Annotated in this window: 15 protein-coding genes; 3 read left to right on the top strand and 12 right to left on the bottom strand. The window is 63.7% G+C overall.

Annotated features, from left to right (window positions below; all coding sequences use genetic code 11):
• Positions 1-3 precede the first annotated feature (3 nt).
• From FNL56_RS19930 to FNL56_RS19880, 11 genes are all read right to left on the bottom strand, one after another.
• Positions 4-1,077 (bottom strand): branched-chain amino acid ABC transporter permease, encoded by a 1,074-nt coding sequence (locus tag FNL56_RS19930; protein WP_143579116.1) that lies wholly within the window; start codon positions 1,075-1,077, stop codon positions 4-6.
• A 5-nt stretch (positions 1,078-1,082) separates the two neighbouring features.
• The gene (locus FNL56_RS19925) at positions 1,083-1,976 is read right to left on the bottom strand and encodes a branched-chain amino acid ABC transporter permease (protein ID WP_143579115.1); all 894 of its coding nucleotides are present in this window, start codon (positions 1,974-1,976) and stop codon (positions 1,083-1,085) included.
• 247 nt (positions 1,977-2,223) lie between these two features.
• On the bottom strand, positions 2,224-4,152 hold the full coding sequence (locus tag FNL56_RS19920) for a long-chain fatty acid--CoA ligase (protein WP_143582255.1): 1,929 nt from the start codon (positions 4,150-4,152) through the stop codon (positions 2,224-2,226).
• On the bottom strand, positions 4,149-4,967 hold the full coding sequence (locus FNL56_RS19915) for an ABC transporter ATP-binding protein (protein WP_143578145.1): 819 nt from the start codon (positions 4,965-4,967) through the stop codon (positions 4,149-4,151). The genes FNL56_RS19920 and FNL56_RS19915 overlap by 4 nt, the downstream gene beginning before the upstream one ends.
• 223 nt (positions 4,968-5,190) lie before the next feature.
• The gene (locus FNL56_RS19910) at positions 5,191-5,886 is read right to left on the bottom strand and encodes an ABC transporter ATP-binding protein (protein WP_143578608.1); all 696 of its coding nucleotides are present in this window, start codon (positions 5,884-5,886) and stop codon (positions 5,191-5,193) included.
• Between the two features lie 14 nt (positions 5,887-5,900).
• Positions 5,901-6,665 carry an ABC transporter ATP-binding protein gene (locus tag FNL56_RS19905; RefSeq protein WP_143578144.1) on the bottom strand — a complete coding sequence of 255 codons (765 nt, stop codon included), beginning with the start codon at positions 6,663-6,665 and terminating at the stop codon, positions 5,901-5,903.
• Positions 6,662-7,963 (bottom strand): branched-chain amino acid ABC transporter permease, encoded by a 1,302-nt coding sequence (locus FNL56_RS19900; RefSeq protein ID WP_143578143.1) that lies wholly within the window; start codon positions 7,961-7,963, stop codon positions 6,662-6,664. Before FNL56_RS19900 ends, FNL56_RS19905 begins: the two co-directional genes overlap by 4 nt.
• Positions 7,960-8,907, bottom strand: coding sequence for a branched-chain amino acid ABC transporter permease (locus FNL56_RS19895; RefSeq protein WP_143578142.1), 948 nt, complete (start codon positions 8,905-8,907; stop codon positions 7,960-7,962). The genes FNL56_RS19900 and FNL56_RS19895 overlap by 4 nt, the downstream gene beginning before the upstream one ends.
• Before the next feature lie 228 nt (positions 8,908-9,135).
• On the bottom strand, positions 9,136-10,368 hold the full coding sequence (locus FNL56_RS19890; protein ID WP_143578141.1) for a branched-chain amino acid ABC transporter substrate-binding protein: 1,233 nt from the start codon (positions 10,366-10,368) through the stop codon (positions 9,136-9,138).
• A gap of 216 nt (positions 10,369-10,584) precedes the next feature.
• Positions 10,585-13,023, bottom strand: a complete 2,439-nt coding sequence (locus FNL56_RS19885) for a CaiB/BaiF CoA transferase family protein (RefSeq protein ID WP_143578140.1) — start codon at positions 13,021-13,023, stop codon at positions 10,585-10,587.
• A gap of 60 nt (positions 13,024-13,083) precedes the next feature.
• Positions 13,084-13,926, bottom strand: a complete 843-nt coding sequence (locus FNL56_RS19880) for a uroporphyrinogen-III synthase (RefSeq protein ID WP_143574698.1) — start codon at positions 13,924-13,926, stop codon at positions 13,084-13,086.
• Positions 13,927-14,070: 144 nt separating this feature from the next.
• On the opposite strand from FNL56_RS19880, the gene purU reads away from it, so the two are divergent.
• Positions 14,071-14,934, top strand: a complete 864-nt coding sequence (purU, locus tag FNL56_RS19875; RefSeq protein ID WP_143574697.1) for a formyltetrahydrofolate deformylase — start codon at positions 14,071-14,073, stop codon at positions 14,932-14,934.
• A 57-nt stretch (positions 14,935-14,991) separates the two neighbouring features.
• Here purU and FNL56_RS19870 read toward each other — a convergent pair whose 3' ends face one another.
• Entirely contained in the window at positions 14,992-15,264 is a 273-nt protein-coding gene (locus tag FNL56_RS19870) for a hypothetical protein (protein ID WP_143574696.1), read from the bottom strand.
• 499 nt (positions 15,265-15,763) lie between these two features.
• On the opposite strand from FNL56_RS19870, the gene FNL56_RS19865 reads away from it, so the two are divergent.
• Entirely contained in the window at positions 15,764-16,918 is a 1,155-nt protein-coding gene (locus tag FNL56_RS19865) for an ABC transporter substrate-binding protein (protein ID WP_441351306.1), read from the top strand.
• Positions 16,919-17,140: 222 nt separating this feature from the next.
• The gene (locus tag FNL56_RS19860; protein ID WP_143574694.1) at positions 17,141-18,007 is read left to right on the top strand and encodes a branched-chain amino acid ABC transporter permease; all 867 of its coding nucleotides are present in this window, start codon (positions 17,141-17,143) and stop codon (positions 18,005-18,007) included.
• Positions 18,008-18,014 lie beyond the last annotated feature (7 nt).

Raw genomic sequence — 18,014 nt, 5'->3', positions numbered from 1 at the left:
ACCTCAATGCGAAAACGGGTATAGTTTCCAGTAGCTCTTGATCTGTCGCCAGCGGTGGGCGAGCCCGTCCGGCTCGAAGATCAGGAAGGCGATGATGATCAGCCCGATCGCGATCTCGCGCAGGAAGGTGATGTTGTTGTTGAGCTGCAGCGCGCGGTCGATGGCGCCGCCCTTCATCTCGGCCGCGATCCACTCCATCGATTCCGGAAGCAGCACCACGAAGGCCGTGCCCATCAAGGTGCCCATGATCGAGCCGGTGCCGCCGATGATCACCATCGCCAGAAACAGGATCGAGCGCTCGATACCGAAACCTTCGTTGGAAACGACGAGCTGGTAATGGGCATAGAGCGCCCCGGCAATGCCGGCGAAGAAGGCGGCGAGGCCGAACGACAGCGTGCGGTATTTGGTCAGATTGATGCCCATGATCTCGGCGGACAGATAATGGTCGCGGATCGCCACTAGCGCGCGGCCGTCTCGCGAGCGCATCAGATTGGTGACTAAGAGATAGCTCGCCACCAGATAGGCCAGCACGACGTAGAAATACTGCCGGTCGCCGCGCAGCGTATAGCCGAAGATCGAGAACGGATTGGCCATCGCCGGCACCGAGCCTCCGGAGAACCATTCGGCGCGCGAGAAAAAATCCAGCAGGATGTATTGCGCGGCCAGTGTCGCGATGACGAGGTACAGACCCTTCAGCCGCGCTGCCGGCAGGCCGAAGATCAGGCCGATGATCGCAGTGACGATGCCTGCCAGCGGAATCGAGAAGAACACCGGCACCGGAAATTTGTTGGAGATATAGGCCGAGGTGAAGGCGCCGAGCAGAAAGAACGCGGCATGGCCGATCGAGATCTGGCCGGTGAAGCCGACTAGGATGTTGAGCCCGAGCGCGGCGATGCCGTAGATGCCGATCTGGATCAGCACTGAGAGCCAGTATTCGCTGAACAGCAGCGGCGCGAAGCAGATCGCGACGATGCCGAGGATCGCGGCGTTGCGGCTGGCGCGGGTCGGGAAAATCGTGGTGTCCGCCGCATAGGTGGTGCGGTAGTCGCCGGCGGGGATGAGGGACGGGCTTGCCATAATTCCTATACCCGCTCGATGTCTTTGGTGCCGAACAGGCCGTAAGGCTTGATCATCAGGATGATGATGAGCACGTAGAACGGCGCGATCTCATAGAGATTGCCCCAGTGCAGATATTCCGAATCGACGAACTGCGCGACATTCTCCAGTACGCCGATGATGATGCCGCCGATCACGGCGCCGCCGACGGAATCGAGCCCGCCGAGGATCGCCGCCGGAAACACCTTGATGCCGTAGATCGACAGACCCGACGAGACGCCGTTGACCACGGCGACGACCACGCCGGCGACCGCCGAGACCATCGCCGAGATCGCCCAGGCCATGGCGAAAACCGTCTTGACGGAAATGCCGAGCGACTGCGCGACCTGCTGGTTGAACGCGGTGGCGCGCATCGCCAGGCCCCATTTCGACACCTTGAAGAACCACGCCATGCCGATCATCATCAGCACGGAGACCACGAGGCTCATGACATAGACGGTCTGGATCTGCAGCCCGGCGAAGTTGACGGACTGGCTGGTGAAGACGCGAGGAAACGGCTGCGGGCTGACGCCGTAGATCCATTTCAACGACGCCTGGAATACGGTGGACAGTGCGATGGTCACCATGATCACCGAGATGATCGGCTCGCCGATCATCGGGCGCAGGATCACGATCTGGATCATGATGCCGAAGGCGAACATGAACACCAGGGTCATCGGCATGCCCAACCAGAACGGCACCTGGTATTTGGTCAGCAGCGTCCAGCACACCCAGGCGCCAATCAGGAGCAGCTCGCCCTGCGCGAAGTTCACGACCTGGGTGGCCTTGTAGATCAGCACGAACGACATCGCGACCACGCCATACAGCGTGCCGACCACGAGGCCATTGACGAGAAGCTGGAGGAGCAGGGCGGTGTTCATGATGGAGCGCTGAAAGAAACCGCGGGGATTCCCCTCTCCCCCCGCGCAGCGAAGCTGCGCGAGGTGGGAGAGGGTGGCCGCGCGTAGCGCGGACGGGAGAGGGGGAGCCACAGGCGAGAGCAGAGCGTGCGGCTCCCCCTCTCCCGAGTGAGTTTGAATTTACTGACTGAGCTACCCTCTCCCACGAGGGGAAGGGGTGCAGCTATGAGCGCCGGCGTGCGGGCTGAACACTGATCGAGGGGCATCTTCATTCCGCCGCCTCAATCGCCACATCGCGGGACAAATCCACCACCTGCAGCGTGGTCCGGATGCGTTGCGTGGTGCCGTCCTGGAAGCGGATCACGGTATCCACCGGGATATCCCGCGCGCCGCCATAGATGCCGTCGATGATATCAGCATATTTCTCGTTGATGACGCTGCGCCGTACTTTTCGGGTGCGGGTCAGCTCGCCGTCGTCGGCGTCGAGTTCCTTGTACAGCAGCAGGAACTTGGCGATACGCTGCGCCGGCGGCAGCGTCGCGTTGACGATTTCGACCTCCTTGCGAATCAGCGCATAGACTTCCGGGCGCGAGGCGAGATCGGTGTAGGTCGTGAAGGAGATGCGGTTCTTCTCCGCCCATTTCGAGATGATCGAGAAGCGAATGCAGATCATCGCGGCCAGCACGTCGCGCTGGTCCCCCAGCACGACCGTCTCGGCAATGTACGGCGAAAACTTTAGCTTGTTCTCGATGTATTGCGGCGAGAAGCGCTCGCCGCGTGCGGTCTGGGCGAGGTCCTTGATGCGGTCGATCACCACGAGTTGTTTCGCATCGTTGAAATAGCCGGCATCGCCGGAATGCATCCAGCCGTCGCGCAGATCGGCGGCGGAGGCTTCCGGCGCCTTGTAATAGCCGAGGAACATGTTGGGGTGCTGGACCACGATCTCGCCGACGCCGTGCACGTCGGGATCGCGGATCTCGATCCGGATGCTGTCGCCCATCGCGACGCCTGTAGTGTCGGGATCGACGGCGCCGGAATTGTGCAGCGTGAAGGCGCCGAGCGTTTCGGTCTGGCCGTACAAGGTGCGCAGCGGCACCCCCATGGCGCGGAAGAACTTGAAGGTGTCGGGCCCCAAAGCCGCGCCGCCGGTCGCGGCCGAACGCAACCGCGTGAAGCCAAGGCGATCGCGCAGCGCGCGGAACAGGATGAGGTCGGCCACGGCCGATGTCTTGCCGTCCGCCAGCGCCGCGAGTCCGGCCTTCATGCCGACCTCGTAGAGCTGCTGCTTCAGCGGCGAGGAATCCATCACGCGGGCACGGACGTCGGCGGCGATGCCCTCCCAGACGCGCGGCGCGAACAGCACGAAGGTCGGCGCGATCTCGCGAAAATCGTTCATCATGGTGTCGGACTGTTCGACGAAGTTGACCTTCATCCGGGCGAGCAGCCCTTTGCCGAGCGCATAGACCTGCTCCATGATCCACGGTAGCGGCAGCACCGAGACATATTCGTCGGAGGAATCCTTGGGGTCGAATGCCAGATAGACCGCGCAATGGCCGAGCACGCGCCCGGCCGCGAGCATCGCCAGCTTCGGATGCGAGGTGGTGCCCGACGTGGTACAGAGGATGGCGACGTCCTCGCCGCTTGTCGCATCGACCATGCGATCGTAGAGGTCTGGCTCGCGCGCGGCGCGGTCGCGGCCCATTTTTGCCAGCTTGTCGGCTTCGAGCAAACGCGGATCGTCATATTTCCGCATGCCGCGCGGATCGGAATAGACGATGTGGCGCAGCATTGGCACGCGGTCACCGAGCGCCAGCAATTTATCGACCTGCTCCTCGTCCTCGGCGAATACGATTCTCGCCTCGCCGTAGTTCAGTAGATAGGCGGCCTCCTCGTCGAGCACGTCTCGGTAAAGACCGAGGCTCATCGCGCCGACTGCATGTGCGGCAATCTCTGCGCTGACCCAGTCCGGCCGGTTGTCGCCGATGATGCCGACGACGTCGCCTTTGGCGATGCCTAGCTCCACCATGCCGAGTGCGAAATCCCGGACGCGCGCCTGGTAGTCATCCCAGGTGAAGACGCGCCACAGGCCAAAGTCCTTTTCGCGCAGCGCGATGTCGGCGCCATGCTCGCGGGCGTTCAGCCGCAGCACCTTCGGATAGGTATCGGCCTGTGCGACGCGTCCGGCGTAATCCATCATGCGGCACTCTCCGCAACCGGCTTATCCTCGGGATCGACCAGCAACTCGTCTTCCTCGCCGAGATAAGCGCGCTTGACGTGGGGATCGGCAAGCACGGAGGCGGGATCGCCTTCGGCGATCTTGCGGCCGAAATCCAGCACCATGACGCGGTGCGAGATGTCCATCACCACGCCCATGTCGTGCTCGATCATCATCACCGTCATGCCGAACTCCTCGTTGAGATCGACGATGTAGCGCGCCATGTCCTCTTTCTCCTCGAAGTTCATGCCGGCCATCGGCTCGTCGAGCAGGATGAGATTGGGCTCCAGCGCCATTGCGCGCGCCAGCTCGACGCGCTTGCGCAACCCGTAGGGCAGGGTGCCGGCGGTGGCCTTGCGCACGCTTTGCAGGTCGAGGAGGTCGATGATCTCCTCGACCTTGCGGCGGTGCTCCAGCTCCTCCTGGCGGGCGCCGGTCAGCCAGTACAGCGATCCGGTCAGGAAGTTGTTCTTCAGGAGGTGATGGCGGCCGACCATGATGTTGTCGAGCACGGTCATGTGGTGAAACAGCGCGAGGTTCTGGAAGGTGCGGCCGATGCCGAGACCCGGTCGCGCATTGGGCTTGAGGTCGGTGATATCTTTTCCGCGGTAGAAGAGCTGGCCTTCGGTCGGCCGGTAGCGGCCGGAGATGCAATTGACGATCGAGGTCTTGCCGGCGCCGTTCGGGCCGATGATCGAGAACAGCTCGCCGGTGCGAACGGCAAAGCTCACCTCGGTGAGCGCCCGGACGCCACCGAAGCGCAGGGACACCCCGCGCACTTCCAAAGCGTGTTCCACGCTTGATCCTCCCTGCAACGGCGCTTAGGCGCTCTGTTGGTTGGTCACTGAGCCTACACCGGTTAGCCGTTCTGCCTATTCGACTAATGACCGGCCGTTGTTCCGGGGCGCGAGGGCGAAGCCCGAGCGAACCCGGAACCTCGAGTTGTTTTCCGCACACCATCTCGAGGTTCCGGGTTCGCTCGCAGCTGGCGCTGCGCGCGCCCCAGAACGACAGTGGTTTTCACACCTCCAGCCATTCCTTGCGCACGGCGTCATTGGCTTTCAGATCCGCCGGCGTGCCTTCGAACACGATGCGGCCGTGGCCCATCACATAGACGCGGTGCGAGATACGCATCGCGATCGACAGCTTCTGCTCGACCAGCAGGATGGCCACGCCGCGCCGCGCGATCTCGGCCAGGAGATCACCGACCTGCTGCACGATGATCGGCGCCAGACCCTCGGTCGGCTCGTCGATCATCACCAGATCGGGATCGCCCATCAAGGTACGGCAGATCGTCAGCATCTGCTTCTCGCCGCCGGACATCACGCCGGCCGCGGTATCGGCGCGCGCCGCAAGATTGGGGAACATGTCGAGCATGTCCTGCAGCTTCCACTTGCCGGGCTTCTTCGGGTCCTTGATGCCGAGCATCAAATTCTGCCGCACCGTCAGGCCGGGAAAGATATCGCGATGCTCCGGCACATAGCCGAGCCCAAGATGGGCGATCCGGTAGCTCGGCAGGCCGGCGATCGGCTGGTCCTTGAAGCGGATCGACCCGTGCGGCGGCACCTCGCCCATGATCGCCTTGACGGTGGTGGACCGGCCGACGCCGTTGCGCCCCAGCAGGCTGACCACCTCGCCGGCGCTGATGCGCAGATCGACGCCCTGCAGGATATGGCTCTTGCCATAATAAGCGTGGAGGTCCGCGACCTCGAGCAAGGGGGCCCCGAGCATCATACGACTTCCTCGCCGAGATAGGCTTCGCGCACTTTCGGATCGCCGCGGATTTCCTCCGGCGTGCCCGACGCGATGATCTGGCCGTAGACCAGGACCGAGATGCGGTCGGCGAGGCCGAACACCACGCTCATGTCGTGTTCGACGATCAAGAGCGTGCGGCCCTCGGTGAGGCGGCGGATCAGAGTCACCGCGCGCTCGGTCTCGGCATGGCTCATGCCGGCGGTCGGCTCGTCCAGCAGGATGACGTCGGCGCCACCCGCAATGGTGATGCCGATCTCTAGCGCGCGCTGTTCGGCATAGGTCAAAAGCCCGGCCGGCACGTCGCGCCGTGCCGTGAGATTGATATCCACCAGGATTTTCGCGGTGCGTTCGCGCACCTCGGGCAGATTGTCGATATTCTTCCAGAACGCGTAGCGCTGGCCGGTCGCCCACAGCACGGCGCAGCGCAGATTTTCCCACACGCTCATATTGGCGAACACGTTGGTCACTTGGAACGAGCGCGACAGGCCGCGGCGGTTGATCTGGTACGGCGGCAGGCCGGAGATCACCTCGTCGCGCAAGCGCACCTCGCCGAGCGTCGGTTTCATGTAACCCGAAATCAGGTTGAACAGCGTCGACTTGCCGGCGCCGTTCGGCCCGATCAGCGCGTGGCGCTCGCCTTGCGCGACTGAGAGGGCGACGTTACGGATCACGGAGGTGACACCGAAGCTTTTCTCGATGCCGCGAAGTTCGATGACGATGCTTTTGGAGACTTGGCTCATGCCGCAATCCCCTTGCCGCGGGCCTGTGTCAAGGCGTCGTCCCAGGCTAGTGCGACGCGCGCCCAGCTGATCCGGGCGAGGTAAAACCCGCCGAGGATCAGGGCGGCGGCAAGGGCCCAGGTGACAGGGCTTGCCGCGTTGAAGCTGATGCCGAAGGCGCGGATGTTCGGGCTGTCGCCATGGCTGACGCTGTAGTGAACGACAGTTTCGATCACCATCATCAGGCCGACCACCATGGCCAGCGTCGGCACGAAGGCGATCGCGTAGCTCGGCAGCACCCGCGCCAGCGTGCCGCCCCGGATCAGCGGCCGGTGCATCATCAGAAGGCCGGTGATGCCGCCGGGCGCGAACACCACCACCGCGATGAAGATCAGGCCGAAATAAAGCTGCCACACCGGCGTGAGATCGCTGAGGCCCAGCGACAGCAGCGTCACGAAAATCGCGCCGACGATCGGCCCGATGAAGAAGCCGATGCCGCCGATATAGGTGGCGAAAAGAACGGTGCCGGATTGCACGGCGCCGAGATAGGCGGAATTGGCGATCTCGAAATTGATCGCGGCCAGCGCGCCGGCAATGCCGGCGAAGAAGCCGGAGAAGCAGAAGGCGAGGTAGCGGATCATGTGCGGATCGTAGCCGACGAACTGCACGCGCTCCGGATTGTCGCGCACGGCGTTGCACATCCGGCCGAGCGGCGTGCGGGTCAGCGCGTACATCGCGATGATCGCCAGCAGCGTCCAGGCCGCGACCAGATAATAGATCTGGATCTGCGGCCCGAAGCTCCAGTCGAACAAGCGGTACACTTTGGTGCGGTTGGCGGAGACGCCGGCCTCGCCGCCGAAGAAGGTGCGCAGGATCAGCGCCGAGGACGCCACCAGTTCGGCGAGGCCGAGCGAGATCATCGCAAACGCCGTGCCCGATCGCTTGGTCGAGACCCAGCCGAGCAGGGCCGCGAACAACAGGCCGGTAAGGCCGCCGATCAAGGGGATCAGCGGCAGCGGGATCGCCAGCTTGTTGCGGGCGACGATGTTGATGGCGTGGATCGCGAGAAAGCCGCCGAGGCCGTAATAGACGGCGTGGCCGAACGACAGCATCCCGGTCTGGCCGAGCAGGATGTTGTAGGACAACGCAAAGATGATCGAGATGCCGATTAGGCTGAACGTGGTCAGCGAGCCGCCGGAGGAGAACAGCCTCGGCAGCACGAGCAGCGCCACGATGACGGCGATCCAGAGGCCGTAGAATTTTAGCCGGTCGGCCGCCACCGGCTGCGGCGGGGCGATGGTGGAGGCGAGGTCGCTCATGTTTCGCGTGTCCCCAGCAGGCCCATCGGTCGGAAGATCAGGATCAGCACCAGCAGCAGATAGGGCATGATCGGCGCGATCTGGGCGATGGTGACGCTCCAGATGTCCGACAGCCAGGTGGCGGCATAATCCGGGCTGAGCGGCCCGAAGGCGCCGGCCAGCGAACCGTTCATGGAGACGGCGAAGGTCTGCACCAGCCCGATCAGCAACGACGCCGCAAAGGCGCCGGGCAGCGAGCCGAGACCGCCGACGACGACTACGACGAACAGGATCGGCCCGAGCAAGCCTGCCATGTTCGACTGCGTCACCAGCGCTGGGCCGGCGATCACGCCGGCAACGGCGGCGAGCGCGGTGCCGACGCCGAACACCAGCATGAAGATGCGCCCGACATTATGGCCGAGGTGACCGACCATGTGCGGATGCGTCAGCGCCGCCTGCACGATCAGCCCGATCCGGGTTTTCTTCAGCGCGACCAGGAGGCCTATGAAGATCACGATCGACACGGCCAGCATGAACATCTTGAAGGCGGGATAGTTGGTGGAGAAGATCGTGAACGCCGGAAAATCCAGCAGCGGCGGGACGCGGAAATCGACCGGGCTCTTGCCCCAGATGATCTGCACGATTTCTTCGATGGCGAAAGCCAGGCCGAAGGTAAACAGGAGTTCGGCGACATGGCCGTTCTTGTGGACGCGGCGCAGCCCGAACCGTTCAACGCCGGCGCCGATCACGCCGGCCAGCAGGGGCGCGAGCAGCAGCGCCGGCCAGAAGCCGAACCAGCGGCTGATCTGAAAGCCGAAGAACGCGCCGAGCATGTAGAAGCTGGCATGGGCGAAGTTCAGCACGCCGAGCATGCTGAAGATCACGGTCAACCCGCTAGCCATCAGGAACAGCAGCATGCCAAACAGCACGCCGTTCAGAGTGGAGATGACGATCAGTTCAAGCACGGATTTCTCTCAAGCCATTGAGTGAGCGCGAGATACCCTCGGCCGTCATTGCGAGGTCAGGGAAGACCAAAAGGCTTTCCCGTTAGCCAAGCGACGCGACAATCCAGAAGGCCGAAAGCGAAGACTGTATTGCTTCGTCGCAAGGGCTCCTCGCAATGACGGCCGTGACGGTCGTCGTGGTCGTAGGGCGGGCACGCATCGCTGTGCCCACCCTACGCTTCCCGCGACTTACGGCCGGTCCATCTTGCAGGTGGTCGGGAGCATGGTCTGGGCCGTTTCGATCTTGGCTGCCAGCTTCCAGCCCCAGCCGGTCTTCTCTTCGTCGAACGGCTCCTTGTCGGTGCGCTCGCCGAACGAGGCGATGTACATCGGCTGGAAGAACTGATGATCGTCCTTGCGCATCATGCCCTTGCCGCCGTTGTAGACGTCCCACTCCATGCCCTCGAGGGCGGCGGCGACCTTCGCCGGATCGAGCGACTTGGCCTTCTCGGCGGCCGCGGCGAACATCCGCATCTCGTTGACGGCGCGCGGATAGAACAGGCTGAAATCATATTTGGCGCGCAACGCCTTTTCGAACGTATCGGCCGAGGCGTAGCCGAGGTTCGGAATGCCTTCGGCGACCTGGAAGACCTGATGGTTGAGGGCCGCCTGCTTGACGGCGGTGGGGCCGCCGGTGCCGCCAGCATAATAGGTGAACCAGCTCACTTTCAGGCCGGCGTCGGCCGCGGCCTTCAGCAACAGCGCAAAATCCTGCCCCCAATTGCCGGTGATGACGCTGTCGGCGCCCGACGCCTTGATCTTGGCGATATAGGGCGCGAAGTCGGTGATCTTGAGCAGCGGATGCAGTTCGTCGCCGACGATCTTGACGTCGGGGCGCTTGGTGCCGAGCATGGCGCGGGCTTGGGTGCGCACTGACTGGCCGAACGAATAGTCCTGGTTGATCAGATAGACGTTCTTCACCGTCGGCACGGTCTTGATGTAGTTGGTCAGCGCTTCCATCTTGATGTCGGAATTGGCGTCCCAGCGGAAATGCCAGAAGCTGCATTTCTCGTTGGTGAGCACCGGGTCGACCGCGGCATAGTTGAAGTACAGGACTTCCTTGCCGGGGTTGCGCTCGTTGAATTTGGTGACGAAGTCCGAGAGCGCGCCGGCCACCGAGGAGCCGTTGCCCTGGGTGATGTAGCGCACGCCGCTATCGATCGCCTTTTGCGCCTGGATCAGGCTTTCCTGTGGATTGGTCTTGTTGTCGAGCGGCACGATCTCGACCTTCTTGCCGAGAATGCCGCCCTTGGCGTTCAACTCGTCGGCGAGAAACTGAAAGGTCTTGAGGCCCACCTCGCCGACGCTGGCGCCGCCGCCGGACAATGGATCGATATAGCCGATCTTCACGGTTTCCTGGGCCAGCGCCGCGGTGCCGAACAACGGCAAGGCCACTGCCGCAATCATCGCAAGTCTGCGCATGCATTCTCTCCCTGAGCGTTTTTGTCGCGTGACCGTTGTTGAAGCGCCAGGCTTTTACCCGTCCGCTTCCGGTCTTGTAGTCGGGATTGTGGTCTAACGCCGCGGAAGTCGCAAGCGTCCAATAGTTAAACGCTCAACGTCATCCTCAGTCACGCCAATCGAAGTAACCGAGGTTCGCTCGCGCTGGCGCGCGCTCGCCCCGGAATGCCAGTGTGCCTATTTTACAGCCGCCTTCGGCTTCGCCGATACCGCAGTGTCGCCGATGATTTCCGCTGCGCGCAATTCGTCGATTTCGACATCGGACAGGCCAAGCAACTCTCGCAGTACTTCGGCATTGTGCTGGCCGAGCGTCGGCGCCAGGCGGGTAATGGTGTAGGGCATCTTGGAGTCGCCTTCGCGATAGGCGACCGCGGGCAGCAGATGCGGTCCCATGAACGGCCGCACCGCCGGCTGCCAGTGTCCGACCTGCATCAGATGCGGATCGCCGGCGAGGTCCATCGGCAGCCGCGCGGTGCCGGCCGGCACGCCATGCGCCTGCAGCGTGACCATCGCCAGATCGGGCCGCACCGTCATGGTCCAGTGCCGGATCGCGACCTCGATGCGGTCCTCTTCGGCGCGGCGGCCCGGAGCGGTGGCCAGCGCGGGGTCGGCGGCCAGGTCGGGGCGGTGCATCACGGTGCATAGCGCCTGCCACTCGGCATCGCTGCGCACCGCCAGCGTCACCCACTGGTCCTCGCCGAGGCAGGGAAAACAGCCGTTCGGCACGAAGCGTGGATGGCGGTTGCCGATCCGCGGGCCGCTTTTGCCGGTCGCGGATTGCTCGATCACCGACGGTGCGACCAAAGGCAGCAGGGCTTCGACCGCGCTGAGGTCGATGTGCTGGCCGGCGCCGGTGTTTCTCTGCTGCATGAAGCCGAGCATCAGGCCCGCCGCGGCGCTGACGCCGCCGAACGGATCGCCGAGGGCTGCGTGCAGCATGGTCGGCGCGTCGCCTTCGCGGCCGGTCACAGAGGGCAGGCCGCAGGCCTGCTCTAGCGTCGAGCCATAGGCGCGCACGCCGCTCCACGGCCCGCTCATGCCGAAGGCCGGCATGGTCACGACGATGAGGCGCGGATTGATCTTGAGCATCGCCTCGGGGCCGAGGCCCATCCGCGGCAACACGTCGGCGGCGTAGTTGTCGATCACCGCGTCGGCGTCTTTGAGCAGGCGCTTGAGCAGGCTGCGCCCGGTTTCCGTGGTGAGGTTGAGCGTGATGCCGCGCTTGTTGCGGTTCATCTGCTGAAACCAGTAGGTCTTCTCATAGGTGCGTTCGGGATGGTACGGCCCGCGCGGATCGGTGCCGCGAAACCAGTCGGGATACTGGCAGGATTCGACCTTGATGATTTCGGCGCCGAGATCGCCCATCTGCCGCGTCGCTGACGGTCCGGCCCATCCCATGGTCAGATCGATGATGCGCAGGCCCTTGAGCGGGAGCGGATCGTCCGGCGTGGCGGCGCGGTTCGCCGTTCGCGTGCGCTCCGCGAAAGCTTTGCCGTCATGCTCGCCGGCGAACGGCGCCGTGCCGTTCGGCAGGGGACGGGACTGCGTGAGATATTGCGGCAGCACCGGCGCATCGAACGCGGCCGTGCCGATCCGCACCGGCGCAAACGCCCCGCGCTCGCGGTAATAAGGCTGCTGCAGCAGCGTCGCCATGTCCGGCACCACGGCCAGCGGAATCCGCAGCTCGATGCCACGCTCGAACCAGTGCCGTGCGCTGTGCTGCATCAGCACCGGCTGGAAGATCTGCAGTAGTTCGGCCGAATGCACCGTGCGCAGCAGGCTGTCGGAAAAATGCGGCTCGTGCTCCAGTTCGGGCAGGCCGATCATCGCGGTGAAGGCGGCCCATTGCGCTGGCGTCACCACGGTGACGCCGAGCCAGCCATCTTTGGTCTGGAACGTGCCGACCGGGTAGCCGCGACCGAAGCGGTTGATTGCGGTACGCGGCCGCGTGAAGCCCGCTTCCAGCGCCAGGCCGGTGTCGAATTCGCTGATCTGCAGCATCGCCTCCTGTGCGCTGACGGCAAAGCGCCGCGCCCCGGTGGCTGCGCCGAACAGGCCGGCGAGGGTGGGGATGAAGGCGGTGAGCCCGGCCATCACGCTGACTTGGCCATCGCGCGGCAGCACCGGCGGGCCCTCCTGCGGGCCGACCAGCTTGACGCTGCCCGACAGCGAGCGGCACACCGAATCGGTCGCCTGATAGCTGCTGTAGGGGCCGTGCTCGCCGAACCAGGAGATCGCCGTGATGGCGAGGCCGGGCTGCGTGTCGCGCAAGGAATCATGCGACAGCAGCGAGGTCGGGATGGCGGCGGGCGGTCGCGCGTCGAGCAAGAGGTCGCTGTGCATCAGCAGCGCGCGAACCTTGACGACGTCTTCGGGGCGATCGAGATCGGCGCTCACGCTGCGCTTGTTGGTGTTGAGCCAGGCGAAATAGCCGCTCTCATGGCGGCCGTCGCCGGCATCGACCAGCGGCGGATACTGCCGCGCCTGATCGCCACCGGGCGGTTCGATCTTGATGACGTCGGCGCCAAAGTCAGAAAACAATTTGCCGCAATAATCTAGCGTGTCGCCGGATCCGACGGTCACGACGCGCAAATTCGACAGTGGCAAGCTTGGCATTTCCGCCCGATCTTTTTGTTGTTCGGGCGGCATCTTGTCGGGATCGGTGCGGGCGTCAAGTCAGCCGGCGCGGACGCGCGGCGCGGATGTGGCGAGCGACAGCGACATCGCCGAAATCAGCGGCTTCATGAAGAAGGCGTCGTTGGCGGGGTAGATGTCGGTAGGCAGTCCGTGCGCCTTCAATTCGTCCGACACCACCGGGCCTACCGACGCAATCGGCGTAATGGCCAGCGCTGCGCGCAATTGCTGATCGCGGCCGTGTGCGGCGGCGGCCTCGAGCAGGCGGCGGACCTGGCCCGAACTGGTCAGTGCGATGGCATCGACGCGCCCCGCCGCCATTTCGTCGATCGCCGACAGGATGTTGGCCTCGGCCGCCTTGGAGTCATAGACATAGGGCAGCACCGTATCGACCTCGGCGCCGCAGGCTTCGATCGCGCCGATCAGGACGCTGTGGTCCTTTTCCGGATATAATTGCAGGCCAAGGCGGTGGCCCTTCAGGTCCACGCCCGACAGCATGGTGGCGATGCCTTCCGAGGTCGGCGTCTGCGTGGTGGCGTCCGGTTCCAGCCCGATTTCGCGCAACGCGCGGCCGGGCTTCGGGCCGCGGGTGAATTTGCGCGACGGGCGCAGCGCGGCGACGAATTCCGCCTCGACGCCGAGTCGGCGCACCACCGTCATGATTCGGCGCAGGCCTTCGCCGGTCATCAGCACCAGATCTTCGAACGGACGCGCGATCGCACGGCCGATCCAGGCTTCCACGGGGGTTGGATCTGGCACGTCGTTGATGGTGAACATCGGGCATTGCAGCACGTCGGCCCCCTGTTCGGCGAGCAGTCGGGCAAATTGCGCTTCTTCGCGGGTCTCCAGGATCAGGATGCGATAGCCGTTGAGCCTGTCAGCCATATCGTTCACTCCCGTTTGCCCTTTTGCCCGTTAACAGGGTGGCAATGACGTCCATATTGCGGCGCAAGGTGTGATTGGCGCAAGACCGCTGCGGATGCTAGAGCAGGGCTCGATCAACCGGTTTCCTGCGAGCAGATCAGCCTTATGCCCCACCACCAGTTCGTCCTGACCCTGTCCTGCCCCGACCGCCCGGGCATCGTCTCCGCGGTCTCCACCTTCCTCGCGCATAACGGCCAGAACATCCTCGACGCGCAGCAGTTCAACGATGTCGAAACCGGGCATTTCTTCATGCGGGTGGTGTTCAACGCCGCCGACGTCAATGTCGATCTGCCGGCGCTGCAGACCGGCTTCGGTGCCATCGCCGAACGCTTCAAGATGGACTGGCAGATGCGCGACCAGGAGACGCGGCGCCGGGTGATGCTGCTGGTGTCGAAGTCCGACCATTGCCTGGTCGACATCCTGTACCGCTGGCGCACTGGCGAGCTCAACATGATCCCGACCGCGATCGTCTCCAACCATCCGCGCGAGACCTACAAGAATCTCTATTTCGGAGATATCCCGTTCCACTACATGCCGATCACCAAGGAAACCAAGCGCGAGCAGGAGCTGGCGATCTGGGAACTGGTGCAGTCGACGCAGACCGATCTGGTGGTGCTGGCGCGCTACATGCAGATCCTGTCGGACGAGATGTCCGGCAAGCTATCGGGCAAATGCATCAACATCCACCACTCGTTCCTGCCGGGCTTCAAGGGCGCGCGGCCCTATCACCAGGCGCATGCGCGCGGCGTCAAGCTGATCGGCGCCACCGGCCACTACGTCACCAGCGATCTCGACGAAGGCCCGATCATCGACCAGGACGTCGAACGCATCAGCCACCGCGACACGCCGGAAGACCTGGTCCGCAAGGGCCGCGACATCGAGCGTCGCGTGCTCGCCCGCGCCATGCGCTATCACCTCGAGGACCGCGTGATCCTCAACGGCAAGAAGACCGTTGTGTTCGTGAACTGAGGTTGCTTCTCTCGCCCCGCAAGCGGGGCGAGAGAAGTCCGTGCATGTTGGCACGGTCTACCGCATCATTTCCGCGGAGGGCGATGTGGCCGGGTCGGGCCCGGGCTTCGCCGCTGGCAGTACCAGCTTTTCTTCGCGCTCTTTCATCATGGCGTCGTATTCCGGCGTGCCCGGGCGTGGCGGCGCGTTGGCCGGCAGGCCGCCGGCCCAGGCCGGAATCAGGTCGGCCATGCCACCGGCAACAAATGAACTGATCGAGCCGCAGCCAGCGAGGCTGTGACTCATCAGGATGATGCCGACCAGGACGGCGACATGGCGTGGAACGGGCATGGATCACCGGACGATAAGGGCCGGCCGAATGTATCAGCTCGGCAAATCGATGCAGGCCTAATCTTGAGGCACGGGCCACAGGAGGAGCATATATGCAAAGAGATGCCGTATTCTGCAAAAACAATCATTTGTTTCATATAACCGGATTGCATTAGCTATCTCTGCGAACGATGACAGCTTTCTTCGTCGGCGGAGGCCGCAGGCAGAACGGTGCTAACGGAGAAACCATACCGGAAACCTTTGCAAGGTACTAAAATACCTGGTGTTTTGTTGCGCGGAATGACATTTCACGCCGGCTTGGGGCGACCGGGGACGTTGCAGTAATACTTTTGGCCGCGGGATCAGGCCCAAAGTTGCGATTGACGGCGGCCCGCGCAACTGAGACGTGATACTTCGTCATGATGTAACGACTGAATTTCGAGGGTCGCCGCAAGAACCGGAAAACGCGGTTCGGCGACCGGACCGACCAGGGGAGAGTAAGATGTCCAGGATGAGCAAGATGATGCTGTCGGCGGTGGCCGGCATCGTGCTTGGGGCGGCGACGGCGGCGCAGGCGCAGGAGACCGTCAAGATCGGCCTGATCGTGCCGATGACCGGCGGCCAGGCCTCAACCGGCCAGCAGATCAACAATGCGATCAAACTTTACATGCAGAAGAACGGCGACACCGTCGCCGGCAAGAAGATCGAGATCATTCTCCGCGACGACGCGACGCTGCCCGACAACACCAAGCGGATGGCGCAGGAATTGATTGTCAACGAGAAGGTCAATGTCATCGCCGGCTTCGGCGTGACGCCCTCCGCGCTCGCCGCAGCACCGCTGGCGACCCAGGCGAAGGTCCCGCAGATCGTGATGGCCGCCGGCACCTCGATCATCACCGAGCGCTCGCCCTATATTGCGCGCACCTCGTTCACGCTGGCGCAGTCCTCGACGATCATCGGCGACTGGGCCGCCAAGAACGGCATCAAGAAGGTCGCCACGCTGACCTCGGACTACGCGCCTGGCAATGACGCGCTGGCCTTCTTCCGCGAACACTTCACCGCCGGCGGCGGCCAGATCGTCGAAGAGGTCAAGGTGCCGCTCGCCAACCCGGATTTTGCGCCGTTCCTGCAGCGCATGAAGGATTCCAAGCCGGACGCGGTGTTCGTGTTCGTACCGGCCGGGCAGGGCGGCAACTTCATGAAGCAATATGCCGAGCGCGGCCTCGACAAGTCCGGCATCAAGGTGATCGGGCCGGGCGACGTGATGGACGACGATTTGCTCAATGGCATGGGCGACGCAGCCCTCGGCGCCGTTACCGCACACATTTATTCCGCGGCGCATCCGTCGCCGATGAACAAGGAATTTGTCGCCGCCTACAAGAAGGCCTATGGCACCCGCCCGGGCTTCATGGCTGTCGGCGGCTATGATGGCATTCACCTGATCTACGAAGCGCTGAAGAAGACCGGCGGCAAGGCCGACGGCGATTCGCTGATCGCGGCGATGAAGGGCATGGCCTGGGAGAGCCCGCGCGGCCCGATCTCGATCGATCCGGAGACCCGCGACATCGTGCAGAATGTCTATGTCCGCGAGGTCAAAAAGGTGGACGGCGAATTGTACAACGTGGAGTTCGCGACCTTCGAGGCCGTCAAGGACGCCGGCAAGACGAAGAAGTAAGTATAGTTAAGCGACGCTGATGATGGCCCCCTCCCCCTTGTGGGGAGGGTCGGCCGAACGAGTGACGATGCGACAGCATCGTCGGGAGTGGAGGCCGGGGTGGGGGTAGCCACGGGCTCCGGAATTTGTGGCACCCCCACCCGTCACGTTTGTTCGCTCCGCTCTCAAACGCGCCACTCTCCCCGCAAGGGGGAGGGTTAAGAAAGAAAGCGCTCCGACTACATGACTCTTCTCACCATCCTGTTCGACGGCGTCGCCTATGGCATGCTGCTGTTCGTGCTGGCCTGCGGCCTGGCGGTGACGCTGGGGCTGATGAATTTCGTCAATCTGGCGCATGGCGCCTTTGCGATGGTCGGTGGTTACGTCTGCGCGGTGCTGGTCAACCGCTCCGGCCTGCCGTTCTTCGCAGCACTTCCGATCGCCTTCCTCGCCAGTGCTGCGATCGGCGCGGTCGCGGAGCGGACGCTGTACCGGCATCTCTACGCCCGCAGCCACCTCGACCAGGTGCTGTTCACCATTGGTCTCGTTTTCATGTCGGTGACGGCCTGCGACTATTTCATGGGATCGTCGCAGGTCTTCATCCAGTTGCCGGCCTATCTGCAGGGCCAGATCGACATTTTCGGCCTCAATGTCGGCCGCTACCGGCTCATGATCATCGTGATCTGCGGTTTGCTGACGATCGCCTTGCAGATGATCCTGTCAAAGACCCGGTTCGGCAGCCGCTTGCGCGCCGCGGTGGATGATCCGCGCGCGGCCTCGGGCCTCGGCATCAACGTGCCGCAGGTGTTTGCGCTGACCTTTGCGTTCGGCTGCGGCCTTGCCGGCATGGGCGGCGCGCTCGGCGCCGAGATCCTCGGCCTCGATCCGTACTTCCCGCTGAAATTCATGATCTACTTCCTGATCGTCGTCACCGTCGGCGGCTCTTCCAGCATCACCGGGCCGTTCTTGGCCTCGCTGCTGCTGGGCATCGGCGACGTTGCCGGCAAATACTACGTGCCGAAGCTCGGCGCCTTCGTGATCTACACCATGATGATCGTGATCCTGATCTGGCGCCCGAACGGCCTGTTCGGCCGCACCAGTGCACGGTGAGGACGCC

The sequence above is a fragment of the Tardiphaga sp. vice304 genome, assembly GCF_007018905.1.
Classification (GTDB): Bacteria; Pseudomonadota; Alphaproteobacteria; order Rhizobiales; family Xanthobacteraceae; genus Tardiphaga.
The sequence above is the reverse complement of the archived record's forward strand: the minus strand, read 5'-3'. Positions and strand labels throughout refer to the sequence as shown.

Coding starts and splice junctions, on each gene's coding strand:
- FNL56_RS19920 (WP_143582255.1), bottom strand. CDS start 4,152: ATGATGGATTACGCCGGACGCGTCGCACAGGCCGATACCTATCCGAAG.
- FNL56_RS19865 (WP_441351306.1), top strand. CDS start 15,764: ATGATGCTGTCGGCGGTGGCCGGCATCGTGCTTGGGGCGGCGACGGCG.
- FNL56_RS19860 (WP_143574694.1), top strand. CDS start 17,141: ATGACTCTTCTCACCATCCTGTTCGACGGCGTCGCCTATGGCATGCTG.
- FNL56_RS19870 (WP_143574696.1), bottom strand. CDS start 15,264: ATGCCCGTTCCACGCCATGTCGCCGTCCTGGTCGGCATCATCCTGATG.
- FNL56_RS19925 (WP_143579115.1), bottom strand. CDS start 1,976: ATGAACACCGCCCTGCTCCTCCAGCTTCTCGTCAATGGCCTCGTGGTC.
- purU (WP_143574697.1), top strand. CDS start 14,071: ATGCCCCACCACCAGTTCGTCCTGACCCTGTCCTGCCCCGACCGCCCG.
- FNL56_RS19930 (WP_143579116.1), bottom strand. CDS start 1,077: ATGGCAAGCCCGTCCCTCATCCCCGCCGGCGACTACCGCACCACCTAT.
- FNL56_RS19890 (WP_143578141.1), bottom strand. CDS start 10,368: ATGCGCAGACTTGCGATGATTGCGGCAGTGGCCTTGCCGTTGTTCGGC.
- FNL56_RS19900 (WP_143578143.1), bottom strand. CDS start 7,963: ATGAGCGACCTCGCCTCCACCATCGCCCCGCCGCAGCCGGTGGCGGCC.
- FNL56_RS19885 (WP_143578140.1), bottom strand. CDS start 13,023: ATGCCAAGCTTGCCACTGTCGAATTTGCGCGTCGTGACCGTCGGATCC.
- FNL56_RS19905 (WP_143578144.1), bottom strand. CDS start 6,665: ATGAGCCAAGTCTCCAAAAGCATCGTCATCGAACTTCGCGGCATCGAG.
- FNL56_RS19880 (WP_143574698.1), bottom strand. CDS start 13,926: ATGGCTGACAGGCTCAACGGCTATCGCATCCTGATCCTGGAGACCCGC.